Source organism: Marinifilum caeruleilacunae (assembly GCF_013141825.1).
In the GTDB taxonomy this organism is placed as follows: Bacteria; Bacteroidota; Bacteroidia; order Bacteroidales; family Marinifilaceae; genus Marinifilum; species Marinifilum caeruleilacunae.
Genome location: NZ_RZNH01000038.1, coordinates 33,077 through 51,252, shown reverse-complemented (window position 1 = coordinate 51,252; position 18,176 = coordinate 33,077). Strand labels below are relative to the sequence as shown.

Here is an 18,176-nt window from a genome sequence, read left to right as displayed (position 1 = left end):
TTTTTCATCAATGGAAAAAGTAYGAGCCCYTGCGGCTTGAGCAGTTATTGGCATCCTTTCTTTTMTCCTTAGATGAGAAAAGAAACAAAAGAATCAAGCCAATCGGATGCTGCTCGCCTTTTCATGGCATCGGTCTGCCCCGCATCGCGCCCGATCGGCACCTCCCGCTCGAAATTTATCYCCTAAGATTCATTAAATGTTATTTATAGAGAAGGTCGTCTCTTAAAAGCTTGCAGTCTCATCCGGGCATTGGAAGTTCAGAGCAATTAGGTGCAGTAAACTATTAGTAAGGAGGGGAAGTTTCGAACTTGCTTCGAAAATCACCCCACCGCACTTATAGTTTTCAAGAATAAGTGATTTGAACTTACACGCCCTAGATTTTTTGCTTACTTTTTCATCAATGGAAAAAGTATGAGCCCTTGCGGCTTGAGCAGAAGTGATAATCTTTCTTTTCTCCATAAATGAGAAAAAAACAAAAAAAGCCCGATCAATCGACCGGGCTTTTCAATATCTGAATTTTCAATTATTCTTTTCTATAATCCAATCCAAGCTCAACCATTTGCTCATCGGCAATGGTAGAAGGTGAGTCGATCATTACATCGCGTCCCGAGTTGTTTTTAGGGAATGCAATTACATCGCGAATGGATTCGATTCCTGCAAACAATGATGCCAAACGGTCGAAACCGAAAGCAATACCACCATGAGGAGGCGCACCATACTGGAATGCATCCATTAGGAAACCAAACTGAGCTTGCGCTTCTTCGTCGGTAAATCCAAGATGCTTGAACATTTGTGCCTGCAATTCTGTATCGTGAATACGAATAGAACCACCACCAATTTCAACACCATTAATAACAAGGTCGTAAGCATTGGCACGTACTTTTCCAGGATCGCTTTCCAACATGTGGAAATCGCTCGCTTTTGGAGAAGTAAATGGGTGGTGCATTGCGTGGAATCTTTTTGAATCCTCATCCCATTCCAATAGTGGGAAGTTCACAACCCACATTGGCTTGAATACCGAGTTATCGCGTAAGCCCAACTGAGTACCCATTTCCAAACGCAACTCGCAAAGCTGCGATAAAGTAGCCGATTTGTCACCTACCAAAACAAGGATCAAATCACCCGGCTTCGCATTACAAGCTTCTGCCCATTTCTGAAGATCTTCGGCGCTGTAAAACTTATCTACCGATGATTTAAATGAACCATCTTCGTTGTATTTCACATACACCAAACCTTTGGCTCCAATTTGCGGACGCTTCACAAAGTCGGTTAATTTATCCAACTGCTTACGTGTGTAAGTTGCACATCCTTCAGCACAAATTGCACCAATGTATTCAGCTTCGTCGAATACTTTAAAGTCGTTTCCTTTTGCGATCACACTAAGATCTACAAATTTCATATCGAAACGAATATCTGGTTTATCGCTACCATACCATTCCATTGCATCGGCATACTCCATGCGTGGGAATTTGTAGTCGATATCCACATTTTTAAGTTTTTTGAACAAGTGCTTGGTCAATCCTTCGAAAGTATCAAGGATATCGTCTTGCTCTACAAATGCCATCTCGCAGTCAATCTGTGTAAACTCAGGCTGACGGTCGGCACGTAAATCCTCATCGCGGAAACATTTTACAATCTGGTAGTAACGGTCGAAACCCGAAATCATCAGCAATTGCTTAAACACCTGTGGAGACTGTGGCAAAGCATAAAACTCGCCCGGATTCATTCTCGATGGAACGATAAAGTCACGTGCTCCTTCTGGAGTCGACTTGATCAATACAGGAGTTTCCGTTTCGATAAAGTTCAACTGGTCAAGATAGTTACGAACTTCGATACCCATTTTATGACGCATCACAAGGTTTTCGCGAACGCAAGAACGACGCAAATCAAGGTAACGATATTTCATTCTCAACTCATCACCACCATCGGTATCATCTTCAATTGTGAATGGAGGCAAAGCAGATTTGCTTAACACATCAAGTTTTTCAGCGATAATTTCTACATCACCAGTAGCTATTTTGCTGTTTTTGCTTTCTCTTTCGGCAACTTTACCTGTAATCGCAACAACGAATTCACGACCCAGTTTACGAGCTTGCTCGCACAATTCAGCATTTGTTTCCATATTGAAAACAAACTGTGTAATTCCGTAACGATCTCGAAGATCGACGAAAGTCATTCCACCCAAATCGCGTGCTTTTTGCACCCAACCACTTAATGTTACCGTTTCGTTTACATTCTCAATTCTTAAATCTCCGCAAGTATGAGTTCTGTACATCTTATACCAATTAATGAATTAAACTAGCTTATGGCCTTTAGCCAATAGCATTTAGCATTAAAATTCTACACCAGTTATTTTAAATCCTGTGCTCAATTCGTGAATCGAGTTCATTCTTTGTCACTGGTTTTGTTAACTTTGCGAAAATACTAACAATTTGTGAAACTGAATAGCTTTCATTAACAGATTTGTAAAAAAGATTTTCTATGAATTCGACCGATGCAATTACACCATTTTCTGATGAATATTTTATGAAACAAGCCATGCAGGAGGCCTACAAAGCCTTTGAGGCCGACGAAATTCCTGTGGGAGCTGTAATTGTAAGCAATAATCGAATCATTGCCCGATCGCACAACCTTACCGAGCGCCTGAACGATGTAACTGCCCATGCCGAAATGCAAGCCATTACAGCAGCAGCCAACTATTTGGGTGGAAAATATTTAAAAGATTGCACCCTTTATGTAACATTGGAACCTTGCAACATGTGTGCAGGTGCTTTGGCATGGTCGCAAATTACCAAAATTGTGTACGGAGCCGGCGACGAAAAAAGAGGTTTTTCGAGATTTTCGCCCTCTCCCCTTCATCCACGTACCGAAGTAATATCAGGAATACTGGAAGAAGAAAGTGCTGAACTCATTAGAAGTTTCTTTGCAAAAAAAAGAAATTAGGTTCAAAAAATCCAAACAGATCATAAGCCATTTACAAAAAAAGATTACTTTTGTTCTCGATTTCAAGATTTCGGGCAAATTAAATTTGCCCCTAAAGAATTGAAAGCAACTACTTCCAACCAATTTTAAAATCCATTCTCTTTTTTTAGAAAGCGAGTAAAGCGTAATGCTACTACTGTGTAATTATAATTATGCAGAAAACTGTTATCTTTATTAGTAAATATTTAAAAGAGGATATACCATGAGTGCACACAACGAAGCAAAAATGGGCGAAATTGCCGAAACTATACTTTTACCAGGCGATCCATTACGAGCAAAATACATTGCCGACAACTTTCTGGAAGATGTTGTTTGTTACAACAAAGTAAGAAACATGTTGGGTTTCACAGGAACTTATAAGGGGAAAAGAGTATCGGTTCAGGGAACAGGAATGGGAATTCCTTCGATCTCTATCTACACTCATGAGTTGATTAACCAATATGGTGTTAAAAACCTAATTAGAATTGGTACTTGTGGTTCTTTTAACCATGATGTTCACGTTCGCGATGTAATTTTATCGATGACTTCGTGTACCGATTCTTCTATCAATAAGAATATTTTTAAAGGAATGGATTATGCTCCTTGTGCTGATTTTGGCTTGTTAAGCGATGCACACAAGGCTGCTGTTGAAAAAGGTGTGAATGTTAAAGTTGGATCTACTTTAACTTCTGATGTTTTCTATCACGATCTTGACAACAATCCTGAACCATTTAAACTTTGGGCAGATTACGGAGTATTGGCTGTAGAAATGGAAGCTACTGCTTTGTATACTTTGGCTGCTCGTCATAATGCTAAAGCTCTTGCTATTATGACTGTAAGCGACCATATCCTTACAGGCGAAGAAACAAGTGCTGAAGAGCGCCAAACCACATTGAATACAATGATTGAAATTGGTTTGGAAACTGCAATTAGGCAATAATTTAGATCAGATACATTTTTATGTACGGGATGGAGGAGCTATCGGGGCTCCTCTTTCTTTTTTTACCCCTGCTCTCAAGAATTTAAAATCACAAAAAAGCCCATATCTTTTCAGACACGGGCTAGCTTTATATTGAATTAATTACTATTCTTTGATAGTAAATCCTAATTCTTGCATCTGCTCCCAAAAATTCGGGTAGGATTTTTTCACCACTTCCGGATCATCAATGGAAACATCATCTCTTAGCATTGCCACGGGTGCAAATGCCATGGCCATTCTATGGTCGTGATAGGTTTCGATCACAATCTTCTCATCCTCCTCTTTTCTTTCACCATCCCAGGCCAACTCACCTTCTGCCGGTTCGTGAAGCACGTAACCCAACTTGCCCAGTTCAGTAATCAAGGCATAAATTCTATCTGTTTCTTTAATCTTTAGGGTTTCTAAACCTTTAAAATGGAAAGGAATTCCTTTCAGGCAGGAACAAACTGCAAAAGTTTGAGCCAAATCGGGCATTTGCAAGAAATCAAAAACCAACTTTTTGCAATCGCTCTCTTTTTTCTCAATAAACATTCCTCGTTTCGAGAATTGCGTTTTCACACCCAATTTTTCGAATACTGGCACCAAGCCCGAATCGCCCTGGAAACTTCTTCTTCTCAATCCATCCAAATACAATTTACCTTCGGCAGCCAGGGCCATAAACGACCACCAGTACGATGCACCCGACCAATCGCCCTCAACCGTATACGGAATGCAGTTGTAGCTCTGCTTGGCAACGTAAATTTCCTGACCTTTAAACTCCGATTTCACACCAAACTCCTCCATAATATTCAGGGTCATTTCGATGTAGGAACGCGAAACAATATCTCCCTTCAGCTTAATGCGCAAACCACTTTCCAATGTTGGTGCAATTAATAAAAGAGCCGAAATGTATTGCGAGCTGGTATCTCCTTTTAGCTCTACTTCCTTACCGGTGATATTGGAACCAAAAATCTTTAGAGGCGGATATCCCTCTTTTTCCAGGTAAGAAATTTGTGCGCCCAAAGAGTTCAGCGCATCCACCAAAACACCAATGGGTCTTTCCTTCATACGATCGGAACCGGCTAGGGTCCATTCTCCTACAATTTTCGACAAATAAGCCGTAAGGAAACGCATGCTTGTTCCCGCATGTCCAACATCAAAAGTATTGGTATTCGATAACAAGATTTTTTGCATGACTTTCGAATCGTCGCAATCCGAAAGGTTTTTAATCGACTCAAAACTATAGCTCAAGGCATTAATAATCTGAACTCGATTCGAAATACTTTTCGATGATGGAAGTACAACTTTTCCTTCCAGAACTTTATTGGGTTTAGAAATGGAGTATTGCATTTTCTATTGCTTTCCTGGTTAAAAAAATAGGCCAACAATTAAAATGATTGTTGGCCGACATATCATTAAAAGTACAATACTTTAAAAATGGAATAAAGAATCTACTTCGAATTCGGTATTTAGCTTATCGCGACCTTTTAGGAAGTCAAGCTCTACAAGGAAATTTACAAAAGCTTTGTTCACGCCACATTTCGATAGCAGGTTGATAGAAGCTGCTGCTGTACCACCAGTTGCCAACAAATCGTCGTGCAACAATACCACATCGTCTTCGTTCAATGCATCCTGGTGGATGTGAATTTCGTCGGTACCATACTCTAAGGTATATTTTTCGGAATAAGTGGCTGCAGGAAGCTTACCTGGCTTACGAATTGGTACAAAACCAGCATTTAATTTGTATGCCAATACAGTTCCCAAAATAAAACCACGACTCTCCAAACCAACTACTTTGGTAATTCCCCTGTCCTTATATTGTTCGTATAATGTTTCTACCAATGTTGCCAAATGCTTTTCATCTTTCAACATTGTAGTAATATCTTTAAAAACGATTCCTTCCTTTGGGAAGTCAATCACATCTCTGATTGAATCTTTTGCTTCTTGAAGTCTTGCTTCCATTTTTAGTTATTTTTCTTAGAGTAAACGCTCTTTTCCGCATTATCGACAACACGCAACAATCCGGAAGGAGTGGAACATTCACCCCCTCATCACTTAATTATTCGAAATATTTACTTGATAAAGTGTGGGATAATCCCGGGTAAAAATAGAAAAGTCCGTTTAAATAAACATGCTAAAATGAAAAAATCGTTCAATCTTTTTACAGATATTTAATTTCACACTATCAACTACATTCCTGAATATATTTTTCCTCCTCTTCTTGCCTGATATTTATTAGTTCTTACCTTTGAATTAGAATTCGAATTACACCTACAGCATATGACAATCAACAATCAAAATCGCGCAAGCTGGATCAAACTTTTTTATTATCTGGTTACATTTTCGTACCTGGCCAGCATTGTTTTGCTTCTGTATTTGAACATTAACAAACCTTTTATCACCATAGGAATTATAAGCGTAGTATTCTTTACTGTCATCATTTTTAGCCTGCATCTCAACTTCAACTACATTATCTATAAGGAAGGCGACGATAAAGTCATTCTTAGGTATTATCCGCTTCATCCTTTTCACGATAATTTCAAATCCATAGAAATTCCGAAAAACGCTTTGGCAAAGTTCGAAATCGAAAAGAAGACTTTTGGCTTAAAACCAAATCTTACCTTGTTTCAAATTACAGATAGAGGAGTTGCCAAGTACCCGGCGGTTTGTTTGTCGGCACTTTCAAAATCCGAAAAGGAGAAAATAATCGCCTCTCTTTCGAGATCAAGCGTAGAAAAATAGTTCTCGCGCACACTAATACATACATTATATCGTTAGTCAAACGATTAACAAATACGATTAAGATGAAACGAGCATGATTATTTTGATCTTGCGACTTCCATCTGGCAAAAAGTAAGAAAATTATAAACAGATGAAATTAAAATCTCTGATAGCAGTTTTGCTATGCACATTATCCTTGCAGACCATTGCTCAAGACAAGGATCTTAGATTAAACATTGGTATTCCTTTGGGGAAATATGGCAAATTTGACCACAACTTTGCAGGTTCAGATGAAAGCAACTCCCCTTCCATATTAATACAGCTTGAAAAAGAGTGGAAAGATAATTTAAGTATTGGTGCCTATATTGGCTATGCGGGCCAGAAGCATGAGTACAATTTTGGTCACAGCGAAACAAGTTTCAATTTCTACAGATTTGGGAGTGTACTTACCTATGAGTTGAACGATTGGTTGAACGATATGAACATTTCTACCGGCTACGATGTTGACTTGTACACTTCGGTAAAAGCGGGATTAACCCTGGAACACAAAAAGTTTGAAAACCTGGAGCCCGATGCGAGTTCGAATCCTGTTTATTCCGATAACACTTCCAACGATTTGTTGTTCGACCTGGGAATTGTGCTGGGTGCGCGTTACCATTTTTCCAACCAGTTTGGCTTGTTTACAGAGCTTGGATGGGCCAATGCCGGATTTTTAACCATCGGAACCACTTTTACTTTATAAATATTTTGTAAATTCAACTCCATACAATTGTATTCCTATATAATAATGTATGGACAAAATTTATAAACTAGCATTAAGTTTTATCAATGGCTTTGGTCCGGTTACCATTAAAAAAGCCATTGCCTATACCGGGAGTTTGGAGGCTTTCTTTAGCGAAAAGAAACAGAATCTCACCAAAATTCCCGGAATTGGCCATGCAATTATTCAGAAACTAGATAGAAAATCAGCTCTTCTTCATGCCGAGGAAGAGCTTCGCTTTATCGAAGAGAACGAAATTGAACTGGCTTTCTACCTCGATAAAAATTATCCACAACGATTACTCAACTGTTACGATTCTCCTTGCATACTATATTATAAAGGAAATGCAGATTTTAATGCCAGCAGACAAATTAGTATTGTAGGCACCAGAAATGCCAGTGATTACGGCAAAGAGCAATGCCTGAAGCTAGTAAAAGACTTGTCGGCCAAATCGGTAAAAACAAGCATTATCAGCGGATTGGCCTATGGCATAGACATTTGCGCACACAAAGCGGCTATGCAAAATCAGCTTCCCACCCTGGCAGTGGTTGGGCATGGTTTTCACCAGATGTATCCTGCACAGCACAAAAAATACGCCGAGGAAATCATTCATAATGGTGGTGCCATAATCAGCGAGTTTCATTCGAAAAGTAAATTCGATCCCAAAAATTTTGTACGTCGCAACAGAATCATCGCAGGCATGTCTGACGCATGCATTGTAATCGAATCGGCACGAAAGGGAGGATCGCTGCTTACTGCCGAAATTGCAAACTCCTATAACAGGGATGTTTTTGCCTACCCCGGGCGATCTGGCGACAGGTTTTCGGAAGGCTGTAATTTCCTGATAAAGACCAACCAGGCACACCTAATGGATACTTGTAAAGACCTCGACTATGTTTTGGGTTGGGAAGATGAACCCAAGGCAGCACAAGGGATACAGGCCAAACTCTTTGTTGATTTAAGCGAAGAAGAGGAGGCAATTATTGCTGTTCTGAAAAAATCAGAAAAAACATCCATCGACATCATTTGTGTGGAATGTTCATTCCCGATGAGTAAGGTGTCAAGTTTGCTCTTAAAATTAGAATTTGATGGCATTGTTTCCTCTCATCCGGGAAAAATCTACTCCCTAAATCCATGAAAATTGTCATTTTTTACGCCTTCATGTTGTAGAACAGAAGTCTTCAGTTTGCATCTACCTCATTTTCTGCACTTTAAAATTTACGAAAACGTTGTAAAAAAAATAAGCATTTAATTTGTGGTTCTTAAAATTTGTATACATTTGACACCAAGAACTAATAATTAAAACACAACAAACAATTTTAATTTCATAACAAGTTTGGATATGGAAGCAAAAATAATTGAATTCATGGATAGCCTTAAGGCTACAACTCCAGGTGAAGCGGAGTTCCATCAGGCAGTACAAGAAGTAGTAGAAACTGTATGGGAAACTTATGATTCTAACCCTAAGTACAAAGCTGCTAAGATTCTTGAAAAAATGTGTGAGCCTGAGCGCGTAATCATGTTCCGTGTACCATGGATCAACGACAATGGCGAAGTAGAAATCAACCGCGGTTACCGTGTTGAATTTAACAGTGCTATCGGACCATACAAAGGTGGATTACGTTTTCACCCTTCGGTAACTTTAAGTGCGTTAAAATTCTTAGGTTTCGAACAAACTTTCAAAAACTCATTAACTACTCTACCTATGGGTGGTGGTAAAGGTGGTTCTGACTTCAACGCTAAGGGAAGATCAGATAACGAAATCATGCGTTTTTGCCAAAGCTTCATGACTGAACTTTGTAAGCACATTGGTCCTAACACTGACGTACCTGCTGGTGATATTGGAGTTGGTGGTCGTGAAATCGGTTACATGTTCGGTCAATACAAGAGAATCCGTAACGAATTTACTGGTGTATTAACTGGTAAGCCACTTGAGTTTGGTGGATCATTGATTCGTCCGGAAGCTACAGGTTTCGGTGCTGTTTATTTTGCTCAGCACATGGTTGCAGAAAACAACGAAACTTTAGAAGGTAAAACTGTTGCTCTTTCAGGTTTCGGTAACGTAACTTGGGGTGCTGCTCTTAAATTACACGAGCTAGGTGCTAAAGTTGTTACTGTATCAGGTCCTGACGGATATGTATACGACAAAGAAGGTTTAGATGCTGAGAAGATTGAGTACTTATTGGATCTTCGTGCTTCAAACAACGACGTTGTAGCTCCTTACGCTGAAAAATTCGGTGCTGAATTCTTCGCTGGTAAGAAGCCTTGGGAAGTTAAGTGTGATATCGCTTTCCCATGTGCTATTCAGAACGAGTTGAACGAAGAAGATGCTAAGCAACTTGTTGCTAACGGTTGTAAATACGTGGTAGAAAGTTCTAACATGGGTTGTACTGCTGAAGCTCTTGCTTACTTGGTTGAAAATGCTGCATTTGCTCCTGGTAAAGCTGCTAACGCTGGTGGTGTTGCTGTTTCTGGATTGGAAATGTCTCAAAACTCATTGCGTTTCAACTGGTCAGCTGAAGAAGTTGATGAGAAATTGGGTCGTATCATGAAAGATATTCACGATACTTGTGTACGTTTCGGTAAAGAAAACGGTCACATCAACTACGTTAAAGGTGCTAACGTTGGTGGATTCGTTAAAGTTGCTGAAGCTATGCTAGCTCAAGGTTGCGTATAATACAAAATCACGCCTAAAACCTGAGTTCGATTTAAAATATTCGACACAGAAAGTCATATTTGTTCAAGGTTTGATTTAAAAATTATAAAAGAATACTGGTGTATTTTGCAGAATTTTTAAAGCGAAAATTGAATGAAGATGACTTCCTAACAGGTTTCTCGATTTTTTGCATAAATCGCTTCATATTTTTTTGAATTATCCCGATAGTTCTTCAAAAATCTGAATCAATTTCTACTAAAAAATCATAGAATCTGTGTACATATTTTAAATCGATCTCAGGTTCATATATAAAGAAGCCGGCTCTGCCGGCTTTTTTTTCAACCAATTGGCAGGTGTAAAAAGCAAAATCCCCTCTCCCGCGAACATTCGACTACACTCAATCTTTGATTCCCTTTGTATTCCAGTTTCGATTCAATAAGTTTGCACAAAAAGTAAAGAGCATGAATCTAATCGATACACATTCACATATCTATTCCAAGGAATTCAATGGCGACATTCAGGAGATCATTGAGAATTCGAAAGAGGCAGGAGTTGAAAAAATTCTTCTTCCCAATATCGATTCCGAATCTATTGAACCCATGCATGCATTGGAGGAGATGTTTCCGGGATATTGCATTCCGATGATGGGCTTGCACCCAACCTCGGTAAAGGAGAACTATGAAGAGGAGCTTGCGCTTTGCAAAAATTGGTTGGAATCAAAAAAATACTGTGCGGTTGGAGAAATTGGCATCGATTTGTATTGGGACAAAAGCTTCGTAAAGGAACAGCAAATTGCGTTCGATACCCAAATCAATTGGGCACTGCAATACAATTTGCCAATTGTGATTCATTCCAGGGAATCTTTCGATGAAATTTTCGAAATCCTGGATAATTACAAGGATTCACAATTAAAGGGAGTATTCCATAGCTTTTCAGGAAATATTGAGCAGGCCAATAAAGCAATCGAATTGGGTTTCTTACTTGGAATTAATGGCATTGTTACATTTAAAAACTCGGGCTTAGATAAAACTGTTGCCCAGGTTCCACCCGAAAAGCTCATGTTGGAAACCGACGCACCTTACCTGGCTCCGGTTCCAAAAAGAGGAAAAAGAAACGAAAGCTCCTATGTGAGATATACAGCCAATAAAATTGCCGAAATTTATCAGACCGATATCAGTAAGGTAGCTGAAATCACTAGCCGAAATGCTAGAAATTTGTTCAAACTATAACACGATTACCCATGGACAAAAAACAAACTTCTATACTAATACTATATACAGGTGGAACCATTGGAATGGTGAATGATCCTGAAACAGGTTCATTAATTCCATTCGACTTCGACCACATTTTAAAGCAAGTTCCTGAATTGAAAGAATTCGGGTACGAACTTACCTCCATTGCTTTTGATCCTTTAATCGATTCTTCAAATTTAAATCCTGAAGTATGGGTTAAAATTGCAGAACTGATCAAAGAAAATTACCAAAAGTATGATGGATTTGTCGTACTGCACGGAACCGATACCATGTCATTCTCGGCATCGGCCCTAAGTTTTATGCTTGACAATTTACAGAAGCCTGTTATTTTAACCGGTTCGCAATTGCCAATCGGAACCTTGCGCACCGATGGAAAAGAAAATTTAATTACCGCCATCGAAATTGCTGCTGCCTATAAAAATGGCCAGGCCATGGTACCCGAAGTTTGTATAGTATTCGAGAACCAGTTGTTCAGAGGCAATCGTACCACAAAACACAATGCAGAACACTTTAATGCATTCTATTCGTACAATTATCCTGATTTGGCAAAAATCGGAATCAATATTAATTACAATTATTCGGCCATCCATTACCCGAGCCATCCGCAGGATTTGGAAATAAGTACCGATTTTGATACCAATATTGCCATTTTAAAAATATTCCCTGGAATTACAAAACAGGTAGTAGATTCCATTTTAAATATTGATGGATTAAAAGGAGTTGTAATGGAAACTTATGGCGCAGGAAATGCTCCTACCGACAAATGGTTTATCGACTCCATTAAAACTGCCATCGATAAAGGCATCATTGTATACAACATTACCCAATGCGCTGCAGGAAGCGTAGAAATGGGGCTGTATGAGACAAGTTTAGAGCTTCTTAACGCAGGAGTAGTCAGTGGTCACGACATCACCACTGAGGCTGCAATCAGCAAACTCATGTTCATCCTGGGCAAGAAGTTAAACATAGAACAAACCAAATTGCTTTTAAATAAATCTTTAAAGGGCGAATTAAGCCAGTAGAATATTTGTTTTTCACATTTTTTTTGTAATTTGGTGCACTGTTTAAAGCTTTCTATATTACATAAATCCCAAAACAGGGGCCTTTGAAAGCATTGAAAACAGAATAGTTTTAAAGAATAATATACAAACAACTAAGAAATTAGTTGTTTATGAGATCGCAATCGTTTAATTTTGTAAAAAATAATTTCGTTAATTAAAATTTGAAAAACAGACTATGAAAAAGTTATTTGCATTTATAGCAGTTATCGGGATGCTATCATTCAATGTAGTTGCTCAGGACGAGACAGCAGAAACTACCGTAGATACAACTCAGGTTGCAGAAGAAACTACTGTTGAAGAGCCTGCAGCTCCAGTTATGGAAGAAGAAGCTATCGAAAGCACATCTTTCCACAAAGTTGTTAAGAAGCAATTCATCCAAGGTGGTGCAATGTTTATGAGCTTCGTATTGTTAGCTCTTATCTTAGGTCTTGCTTTGTCTATTGAAAGAATCATTTACTTGAACCTTTCAACTACAAACACTAAGAAATTAATTGCTAACCTTGAGGATGCATTAAACAACGGTGGTGTTGAAGCAGCTAAAGAAGTATGTAGAAATACTCGCGGTCCTATCGCTAGCATTTTCTACCAAGGTCTTGACCGTATTGATGAAGGTATCGAAGTAGTAGAAAAATCAGTTGTTTCTTACGGATCTGTTCAAATGGGTCTTTTAGAAAAAGGTCTTTCTTGGATTTCTTTGATGATTGGTTTGGCTCCTATGTTAGGATTTATGGGTACAGTAATCGGTATGATCGGTGCATTTGACTCGATTCAGTCTATGGGTACTATTTCTCCAGCAGCTGTAGCAGGTGGTATTAAAGTAGCCTTGATTACAACTGTATCTGGTTTGATCGTAGCTATGATCCTACAGGTATTCTATAACTACTGTACTGCTAAAATTGACAGTATCGTAAACAACATGGAAGATGCTTCTATCTCTCTTCTTGATATCCTTGTAAAGTACAACATGAAAAAATAATTATAGACTATGTCAAATACATTGAGTAAATATTTAAATATTCTTACCATTGTAATGCTTGGTCTTACTGCCGTATTTGTGGCCATGTTTTACTTTGGTGGAGAAATCCCAAATCAGGCGTATCCAACTCCTGTATACAGTGATCTTTTGATCAACTGGGCGAAGATTCTTTGCTTCGCAACTGCAGGTTTATCAATCCTTTTCCCAATTATTCAATTGGTAACTAACCCTAAGGGTGCTGTTAAAGGTTTGATGGGATTGGTATTGCTAGGATTAGTTGTTCTAGTATCATACAGCATGTCTGATGCTACATTGTTAGATTTACCTGGTTACACAGGAACTGACAATAACCCTGCTTCACTACAGTTTGCAGATACAGTTTTATACACCATGTACATTTTAGGTGTTGGCACGGTTCTTGCAATTGTAGCAACTGAAATTATTAGAAGATTACGTTAAGAATATGATCCGGATTTACGGATTCGGATCGCAATACCTTTATTATGGCAAGAAAAACACCAGAGATTAACTCAAGTTCGATGGCCGATATTGCATTCTTGTTGCTTATTTTCTTCCTAGTATCAACTACGATGGATGTGGATACTGGTATCTATAAAAAGTTACCTCCTATCCCAGAAAAAGATCAAGTTGAGGATGATGTTAAGGTTAAGAAACGTAATGTTTTAGCGATATTGGTGAACCGTAACGACGAGTTGTTGGTGAATGGTGAACTACTTGATATTTCACAATTGCGTGAAAAAACCAAAGAGTTTATCTTGAATCCAAACAACGATGAAAATCTTCCTGAGAAACAAATTAAAACAGTTCCTTATTTTGGAGATGTTCCTGTTTCGAAAGGTTTGGTTTCATTGCAGAACGACCGCGGTACGAGTTACGAAATGTATATTAGAGTTCAGGATGAGCTTGCAATTGCTGCTCGTGAATTGAAAGACGAAAAAGCAATGCAAAAATGGAGCAAGAAATACAGCGAGTTGGATGATGATCAACAAGATGCTGTGAAGAAATATGTTCCTATGGCGATTTCTGAGGCTGAACCTAAAAACGTAGGAGGGAAAAGATAATGTCAAAATTTAGAAAAGACGGTGGGAAAGAACTTCCTGCAATTTCAACGGCATCCCTTCCTGATATTGTATTTATGCTTCTATTCTTCTTCATGGTATCAACTACCATGCGTGATGTAGAATTGAACGTAAGCTATGTACAGCCGCAAGCGAAGGAGCTAACTAAGTTGGAGAAAAAAGACTTGGTAAGTAACATTCACGTTGGTGTTCCTTTGAGAAAGTTCCAAAAAACTTTTGGTTCTGAATCAAGAATCCAGCTAAACGATCAGTTTGCAACTGTTGACGATATTCAACAATTCATTGCTTCGGAAAGAGAAGCAAGAAAAGAAGAGTTACGTAACAAGTTGACAACTTCTCTTAAAGTTGACAGATACACTAAAATGGGTATCATTGTTGACATTAAACAAGAGCTAAGAAAAGCAAGTGCTTTGAAGCTGAACTACTCAGCATTACAAGGCGCAGAAGAAAACTAAAATTTTCGAGCTTAAGATATAAAAAGGAGTCCTTTAGGGCTCCTTTTTTTTTATGCCTTTATTCGCCGACCTTTAGACTTTTAGACCTTTAGACCTTTAGACGATTCGACTTTAAACAAAAAAGGCCCGGAATAACTTCCAGACCTTTAGTGATCCCGGCGGGATTCAAACCCACGACCTTCAGAACCGGAATCTGACGTTCTATTCAGCTGAACTACGGGACCATTATGAGCACAAATTTAAAAAATTATTTTGTTCTCCATTCCTACTCCATTGCACAATATAAAATTGATTTTCACGAACTCTCCTAATGTACTACTAACCAATTTTTAATAATAATCTGAGTTCACTCAAAAACACCGCTTTTATTTCTAAACTTTTACTAATTTTGCGGACTAAATACATTGAGGTAATCATATTTTATTAAAATATTACAATGGAGTACACATTTAAAGAAATAGAACAAAAATGGCAGAAGTACTGGAACGACAATAAAACCTATAAGGTGGATGTCGATGCAGACAAGCCAAAATTTTATGTGCTTGATATGTTCCCATACCCATCAGGAGCGGGATTACATGTTGGTCACCCACTCGGATACATCGCATCTGATATCTATTCCCGTTACAAAACCCTCAAAGGCTTTAATGTACTCCACCCAATGGGATATGATGCATATGGTTTGCCGGCTGAGCAGTATGCGATTCAGACCGGGCAGCATCCTGCGATTACAACTGAGCAAAACATTACACGATACAGAGAGCAATTAGATAAAATTGGATTCTCTTACGATTGGGACAGAGAAGTTCGCACTTGCGACCCTGAATATTACAAGTGGACACAGTGGGCATTCATTCAAATGTTCAACCACTATTTCAATAACGAAACAGAAAAAGCTGAATCAATTTCGGCATTGGTAGAAAAATTCGAGGCTGAAGGAAATGCAAACGTAAATGCAGCTTGCTCAGAAACTGAAATTTTCACTGCAGAAGAATGGAAAGCTTTATCGAATACAGCACAACAGGAAATTCTTTTGAACTATCGATTGGCTTATTTGGCCGATACCATGGTAAACTGGTGTCCTGAATTGGGAACCGTGTTGGCCAACGACGAGGTAAAAGATGGATTCTCTGAACGTGGAGGTCACCCTGTTGTTCAAAAGAAAATGCGTCAGTGGTCTCTTCGTGTATCTGCTTATGCAAAAAGATTATTGGATGGTCTTGACAATTTGGAATGGACCGATTCATTAAAAGAAATTCAGAAAAACTGGATTGGTCGTTCTGTCGGTGCTGAAGTAAACTTCGGCGTGAAAGATTCAGACATCAAGATGGAAATCTTCACCACACGTCCTGATACCATTTTCGGTGTTACCTTCATGGTATTGGCACCGGAAAGTGAATTGGTGGATACCTTAACCACCCCGGAGTGCAGAGAAAAAGTAGATGCTTACATCGAAGCTACCAAGAAAAGAACTGAAAGAGAACGTTTGGCCGATGTGAAAACCGTTAGTGGTGAATTCACGGGAGCTTATGCAGTTCACCCTTTCACAGGAGAAGAAATTCCAATCTGGGTAAGCGATTATGTATTGGCAGGATATGGAACTGGTGCAATTATGGCCGTACCAGCTCACGATAGCCGCGACTATGCATTTGCGAAGCATTTCGAATTGCCAATTATCCAGGTGGTTTCTGGTGGCGATATTTCTGAGGAATCATACGATGCCAAAGAAGGAAAATCGATGAACTCGGATTTCCTAAACGGATTAGATGTGAAAGATGCCATTGTAAAAGCCAACGAAGAGGTTGAAGCAAGAGGCTTAGGAAAGAAAAAAATCAACTATCGATTGAGAGATGCAATCTTCTCTCGTCAGCGCTATTGGGGAGAACCATTCCCAGTTTATTTCAAAGAGAACATGCCATACATGATGGAGATGGATCACTTGCCTTTGGAATTGCCAGAAATCGATAAATATTTACCAACCGAAAGTGGAGAACCACCTTTGGGACGTGCTAAAGACTGGACCACAGCAGAAGGTCACCAAATTGAATTGAACACCATGCCAGGTTTTGCCGGATCATCGGCTTATTACCTACGCTATATGGATCCACGCAACAACAATGCATTGGTATCGAAAGAAGCAAACGAATACTGGCAGGATGTTGACTTGTATATTGGTGGTACCGAACATGCGACGGGTCACTTGATCTACTCTCGTTTTTGGAACAAATTCTTGTTCGATATCAACGAAGTATGTAAGGATGAGCCATTCAAGAAGTTGATTAACCAGGGAATGATTCAAGGTCGTTCGAACTTTGTATACAGGGTAAAGAACAGCAATAAATTTGTTTCTTACGGTTTAAGAAAAGAGTACGATACAACAGCAATTCACGTAGATGTAAACATCGTGAAAAACGACGTATTGGATACAGAAGCTTTCAAGGCATGGAGACCTGAATTTAAGGATGCAGAATTCATTCTTGAAGATGACAAATACATTTGCGGATGGGCCGTTGAAAAAATGTCGAAGTCGATGTTCAACGTTGTGAATCCTGATGTAATTGTAGAAGAATATGGTGCTGATACACTTCGTTTGTACGAAATGTTCCTTGGACCATTGGAAGCTCACAAGCCTTGGGATACAAATGGTATCGATGGTGTACACAAATTCCTGAAGAAATTATGGAGATTGTTCCACAATGGTGAAACATTCGAAGTTTCTGAAGCAGATGCAAGCAAAGATGAATTGAAAGTGCTTCACAAAACCATTAAGAAAATCCAGGATGATATTGAGAGATTCTCTTTCAACACATCCATTTCGGCTTTCATGATTTGTGTGAACGAATTAAGCAGCTTAAAGTGTAACAACAAGTCGGTATTGGAAGACTTTCTGAAACTATTGGCTCCTTTCGCTCCTCACATTTCTGAAGAACTTTGGAGTCTGTGTGGAAATAGCGAGAGTATTACCAAAGCAAGTTTTCCTGAGTTTAATGAAAGTTTTGTAGCAGAAGACACACATTCATACCCAGTATCATTTAATGGTAAAATGAGGTTTAAGTTAGAGTTATCATTAAGTATGAGTAAGGATGAGATTGAACAGGAAGTTCTAAATTGTGAACAAGCTCAAAAATGGATTGATGGGAAAACACCTAAGAAAGTGATTATTGTTCCTAAAAAGATCATCAACATAGTAGTATAAGCAGAAAACAAATAGTTTAAATAACACAAAAGGCTTCGTTTTCTTGGTAAAATGAGGCCTTTTTTCTTACATCTAAACA

The 18,176-nt window shown here is 38.8% G+C and carries 16 protein-coding genes and 1 tRNA gene; 13 read left to right on the top strand and 4 right to left on the bottom strand.

The annotated features are described in order from the left end of the window. Positions 1 to 523 precede the first annotated feature (523 nt). Positions 524 to 2,275 carry an aspartate--tRNA ligase gene (gene aspS / locus ELS83_RS17995; protein ID WP_171596935.1) on the bottom strand — a complete coding sequence of 584 codons (1,752 nt, stop codon included), beginning with the start codon at positions 2,273 to 2,275 and terminating at the stop codon, positions 524 to 526. A gap of 206 nt (positions 2,276 to 2,481) precedes the next feature. Between aspS and ELS83_RS17990 the strand changes: the two genes are divergently transcribed. Both ELS83_RS17990 and deoD read left to right on the top strand, forming a co-directional pair. Further along, positions 2,482 to 2,943, top strand: coding sequence for a nucleoside deaminase (locus ELS83_RS17990; RefSeq protein ID WP_171596934.1), 462 nt, complete (start codon positions 2,482 to 2,484; stop codon positions 2,941 to 2,943). Positions 2,944 to 3,184: 241 nt separating this feature from the next. Next, positions 3,185 to 3,901: a purine-nucleoside phosphorylase gene (deoD, locus tag ELS83_RS17985; RefSeq protein WP_171596933.1), complete on the top strand. Its 717-nt coding sequence runs from the start codon at positions 3,185 to 3,187 to the stop codon at positions 3,899 to 3,901. 144 nt (positions 3,902 to 4,045) lie between these two features. Here deoD and ELS83_RS17980 read toward each other — a convergent pair whose 3' ends face one another. Both ELS83_RS17980 and ELS83_RS17975 read right to left on the bottom strand, forming a co-directional pair. Continuing rightward, the gene (locus tag ELS83_RS17980; RefSeq protein ID WP_171596932.1) at positions 4,046 to 5,269 is read right to left on the bottom strand and encodes a 3-phosphoshikimate 1-carboxyvinyltransferase; all 1,224 of its coding nucleotides are present in this window, start codon (positions 5,267 to 5,269) and stop codon (positions 4,046 to 4,048) included. An 81-nt stretch (positions 5,270 to 5,350) separates the two neighbouring features. Beyond that, positions 5,351 to 5,881 (bottom strand): adenine phosphoribosyltransferase, encoded by a 531-nt coding sequence (locus ELS83_RS17975; RefSeq protein WP_171596931.1) that lies wholly within the window; start codon positions 5,879 to 5,881, stop codon positions 5,351 to 5,353. 318 nt (positions 5,882 to 6,199) lie between these two features. Between ELS83_RS17975 and ELS83_RS17970 the strand changes: the two genes are divergently transcribed. From ELS83_RS17970 to ELS83_RS17925, 10 genes are all read left to right on the top strand, one after another. Further along, the gene (locus ELS83_RS17970) at positions 6,200 to 6,661 is read left to right on the top strand and encodes a hypothetical protein (protein WP_171596930.1); all 462 of its coding nucleotides are present in this window, start codon (positions 6,200 to 6,202) and stop codon (positions 6,659 to 6,661) included. 130 nt (positions 6,662 to 6,791) lie between these two features. Next, complete coding sequence (locus tag ELS83_RS17965; RefSeq protein WP_171596929.1) at positions 6,792 to 7,382, top strand: outer membrane beta-barrel protein; 591 nt, start codon at positions 6,792 to 6,794, stop codon at positions 7,380 to 7,382. 49 nt (positions 7,383 to 7,431) lie between these two features. Continuing rightward, positions 7,432 to 8,538: a DNA-processing protein DprA gene (gene dprA, locus ELS83_RS17960; protein WP_171596928.1), complete on the top strand. Its 1,107-nt coding sequence runs from the start codon at positions 7,432 to 7,434 to the stop codon at positions 8,536 to 8,538. A gap of 204 nt (positions 8,539 to 8,742) precedes the next feature. Beyond that, entirely contained in the window at positions 8,743 to 10,077 is a 1,335-nt protein-coding gene (gene gdhA / locus ELS83_RS17955) for an NADP-specific glutamate dehydrogenase (RefSeq protein WP_171596927.1), read from the top strand. Positions 10,078 to 10,517: 440 nt separating this feature from the next. Further along, the gene (locus ELS83_RS17950) at positions 10,518 to 11,285 is read left to right on the top strand and encodes a TatD family hydrolase (protein ID WP_171596926.1); all 768 of its coding nucleotides are present in this window, start codon (positions 10,518 to 10,520) and stop codon (positions 11,283 to 11,285) included. Positions 11,286 to 11,296: 11 nt separating this feature from the next. Continuing rightward, positions 11,297 to 12,331: an asparaginase gene (locus ELS83_RS17945; protein WP_171596924.1), complete on the top strand. Its 1,035-nt coding sequence runs from the start codon at positions 11,297 to 11,299 to the stop codon at positions 12,329 to 12,331. Between the two features lie 214 nt (positions 12,332 to 12,545). Beyond that, positions 12,546 to 13,346, top strand: coding sequence for a MotA/TolQ/ExbB proton channel family protein (locus ELS83_RS17940; RefSeq protein ID WP_171596923.1), 801 nt, complete (start codon positions 12,546 to 12,548; stop codon positions 13,344 to 13,346). Positions 13,347 to 13,355: 9 nt separating this feature from the next. Further along, positions 13,356 to 13,805 carry a hypothetical protein gene (locus ELS83_RS17935; protein ID WP_171596922.1) on the top strand — a complete coding sequence of 150 codons (450 nt, stop codon included), beginning with the start codon at positions 13,356 to 13,358 and terminating at the stop codon, positions 13,803 to 13,805. Between the two features lie 44 nt (positions 13,806 to 13,849). Next, entirely contained in the window at positions 13,850 to 14,428 is a 579-nt protein-coding gene (locus ELS83_RS17930) for an ExbD/TolR family protein (protein WP_171596921.1), read from the top strand. After that, the gene (locus tag ELS83_RS17925) at positions 14,428 to 14,901 is read left to right on the top strand and encodes an ExbD/TolR family protein (protein WP_171596920.1); all 474 of its coding nucleotides are present in this window, start codon (positions 14,428 to 14,430) and stop codon (positions 14,899 to 14,901) included. Before ELS83_RS17930 ends, ELS83_RS17925 begins: the two co-directional genes overlap by 1 nt. Before the next feature lie 150 nt (positions 14,902 to 15,051). On the opposite strand, the gene ELS83_RS17920 is transcribed toward ELS83_RS17925, so the two are convergent. Continuing rightward, positions 15,052 to 15,125 (bottom strand) — tRNA-Arg (locus ELS83_RS17920). A 212-nt stretch (positions 15,126 to 15,337) separates the two neighbouring features. Between ELS83_RS17920 and leuS the strand changes: the two genes are divergently transcribed. Continuing rightward, the gene (gene leuS, locus ELS83_RS17915; RefSeq protein ID WP_171596919.1) at positions 15,338 to 18,097 is read left to right on the top strand and encodes a leucine--tRNA ligase; all 2,760 of its coding nucleotides are present in this window, start codon (positions 15,338 to 15,340) and stop codon (positions 18,095 to 18,097) included. Positions 18,098 to 18,176: the final 79 nt, after the last annotated feature.

What these genes read in the sequence shown, in the direction of transcription:
- aspS (WP_171596935.1), bottom strand. Translation starts at nt 2,275, where the DNA reads ATGTACAGAACTCATACTTGCGGAGATTTAAGAATTGAGAATGTAAAC.
- ELS83_RS17990 (WP_171596934.1), top strand. Translation starts at nt 2,482, where the DNA reads ATGAATTCGACCGATGCAATTACACCATTTTCTGATGAATATTTTATG.
- deoD (WP_171596933.1), top strand. Translation starts at nt 3,185, where the DNA reads ATGAGTGCACACAACGAAGCAAAAATGGGCGAAATTGCCGAAACTATA.
- ELS83_RS17980 (WP_171596932.1), bottom strand. Translation starts at nt 5,269, where the DNA reads ATGCAATACTCCATTTCTAAACCCAATAAAGTTCTGGAAGGAAAAGTT.
- ELS83_RS17975 (WP_171596931.1), bottom strand. Translation starts at nt 5,881, where the DNA reads ATGGAAGCAAGACTTCAAGAAGCAAAAGATTCAATCAGAGATGTGATT.
- ELS83_RS17970 (WP_171596930.1), top strand. Translation starts at nt 6,200, where the DNA reads ATGACAATCAACAATCAAAATCGCGCAAGCTGGATCAAACTTTTTTAT.
- ELS83_RS17965 (WP_171596929.1), top strand. Translation starts at nt 6,792, where the DNA reads ATGAAATTAAAATCTCTGATAGCAGTTTTGCTATGCACATTATCCTTG.
- dprA (WP_171596928.1), top strand. Translation starts at nt 7,432, where the DNA reads ATGGACAAAATTTATAAACTAGCATTAAGTTTTATCAATGGCTTTGGT.
- gdhA (WP_171596927.1), top strand. Translation starts at nt 8,743, where the DNA reads ATGGAAGCAAAAATAATTGAATTCATGGATAGCCTTAAGGCTACAACT.
- ELS83_RS17950 (WP_171596926.1), top strand. Translation starts at nt 10,518, where the DNA reads ATGAATCTAATCGATACACATTCACATATCTATTCCAAGGAATTCAAT.
- ELS83_RS17945 (WP_171596924.1), top strand. Translation starts at nt 11,297, where the DNA reads ATGGACAAAAAACAAACTTCTATACTAATACTATATACAGGTGGAACC.
- ELS83_RS17940 (WP_171596923.1), top strand. Translation starts at nt 12,546, where the DNA reads ATGAAAAAGTTATTTGCATTTATAGCAGTTATCGGGATGCTATCATTC.
- ELS83_RS17935 (WP_171596922.1), top strand. Translation starts at nt 13,356, where the DNA reads ATGTCAAATACATTGAGTAAATATTTAAATATTCTTACCATTGTAATG.
- ELS83_RS17930 (WP_171596921.1), top strand. Translation starts at nt 13,850, where the DNA reads ATGGCAAGAAAAACACCAGAGATTAACTCAAGTTCGATGGCCGATATT.
- ELS83_RS17925 (WP_171596920.1), top strand. Translation starts at nt 14,428, where the DNA reads ATGTCAAAATTTAGAAAAGACGGTGGGAAAGAACTTCCTGCAATTTCA.
- leuS (WP_171596919.1), top strand. Translation starts at nt 15,338, where the DNA reads ATGGAGTACACATTTAAAGAAATAGAACAAAAATGGCAGAAGTACTGG.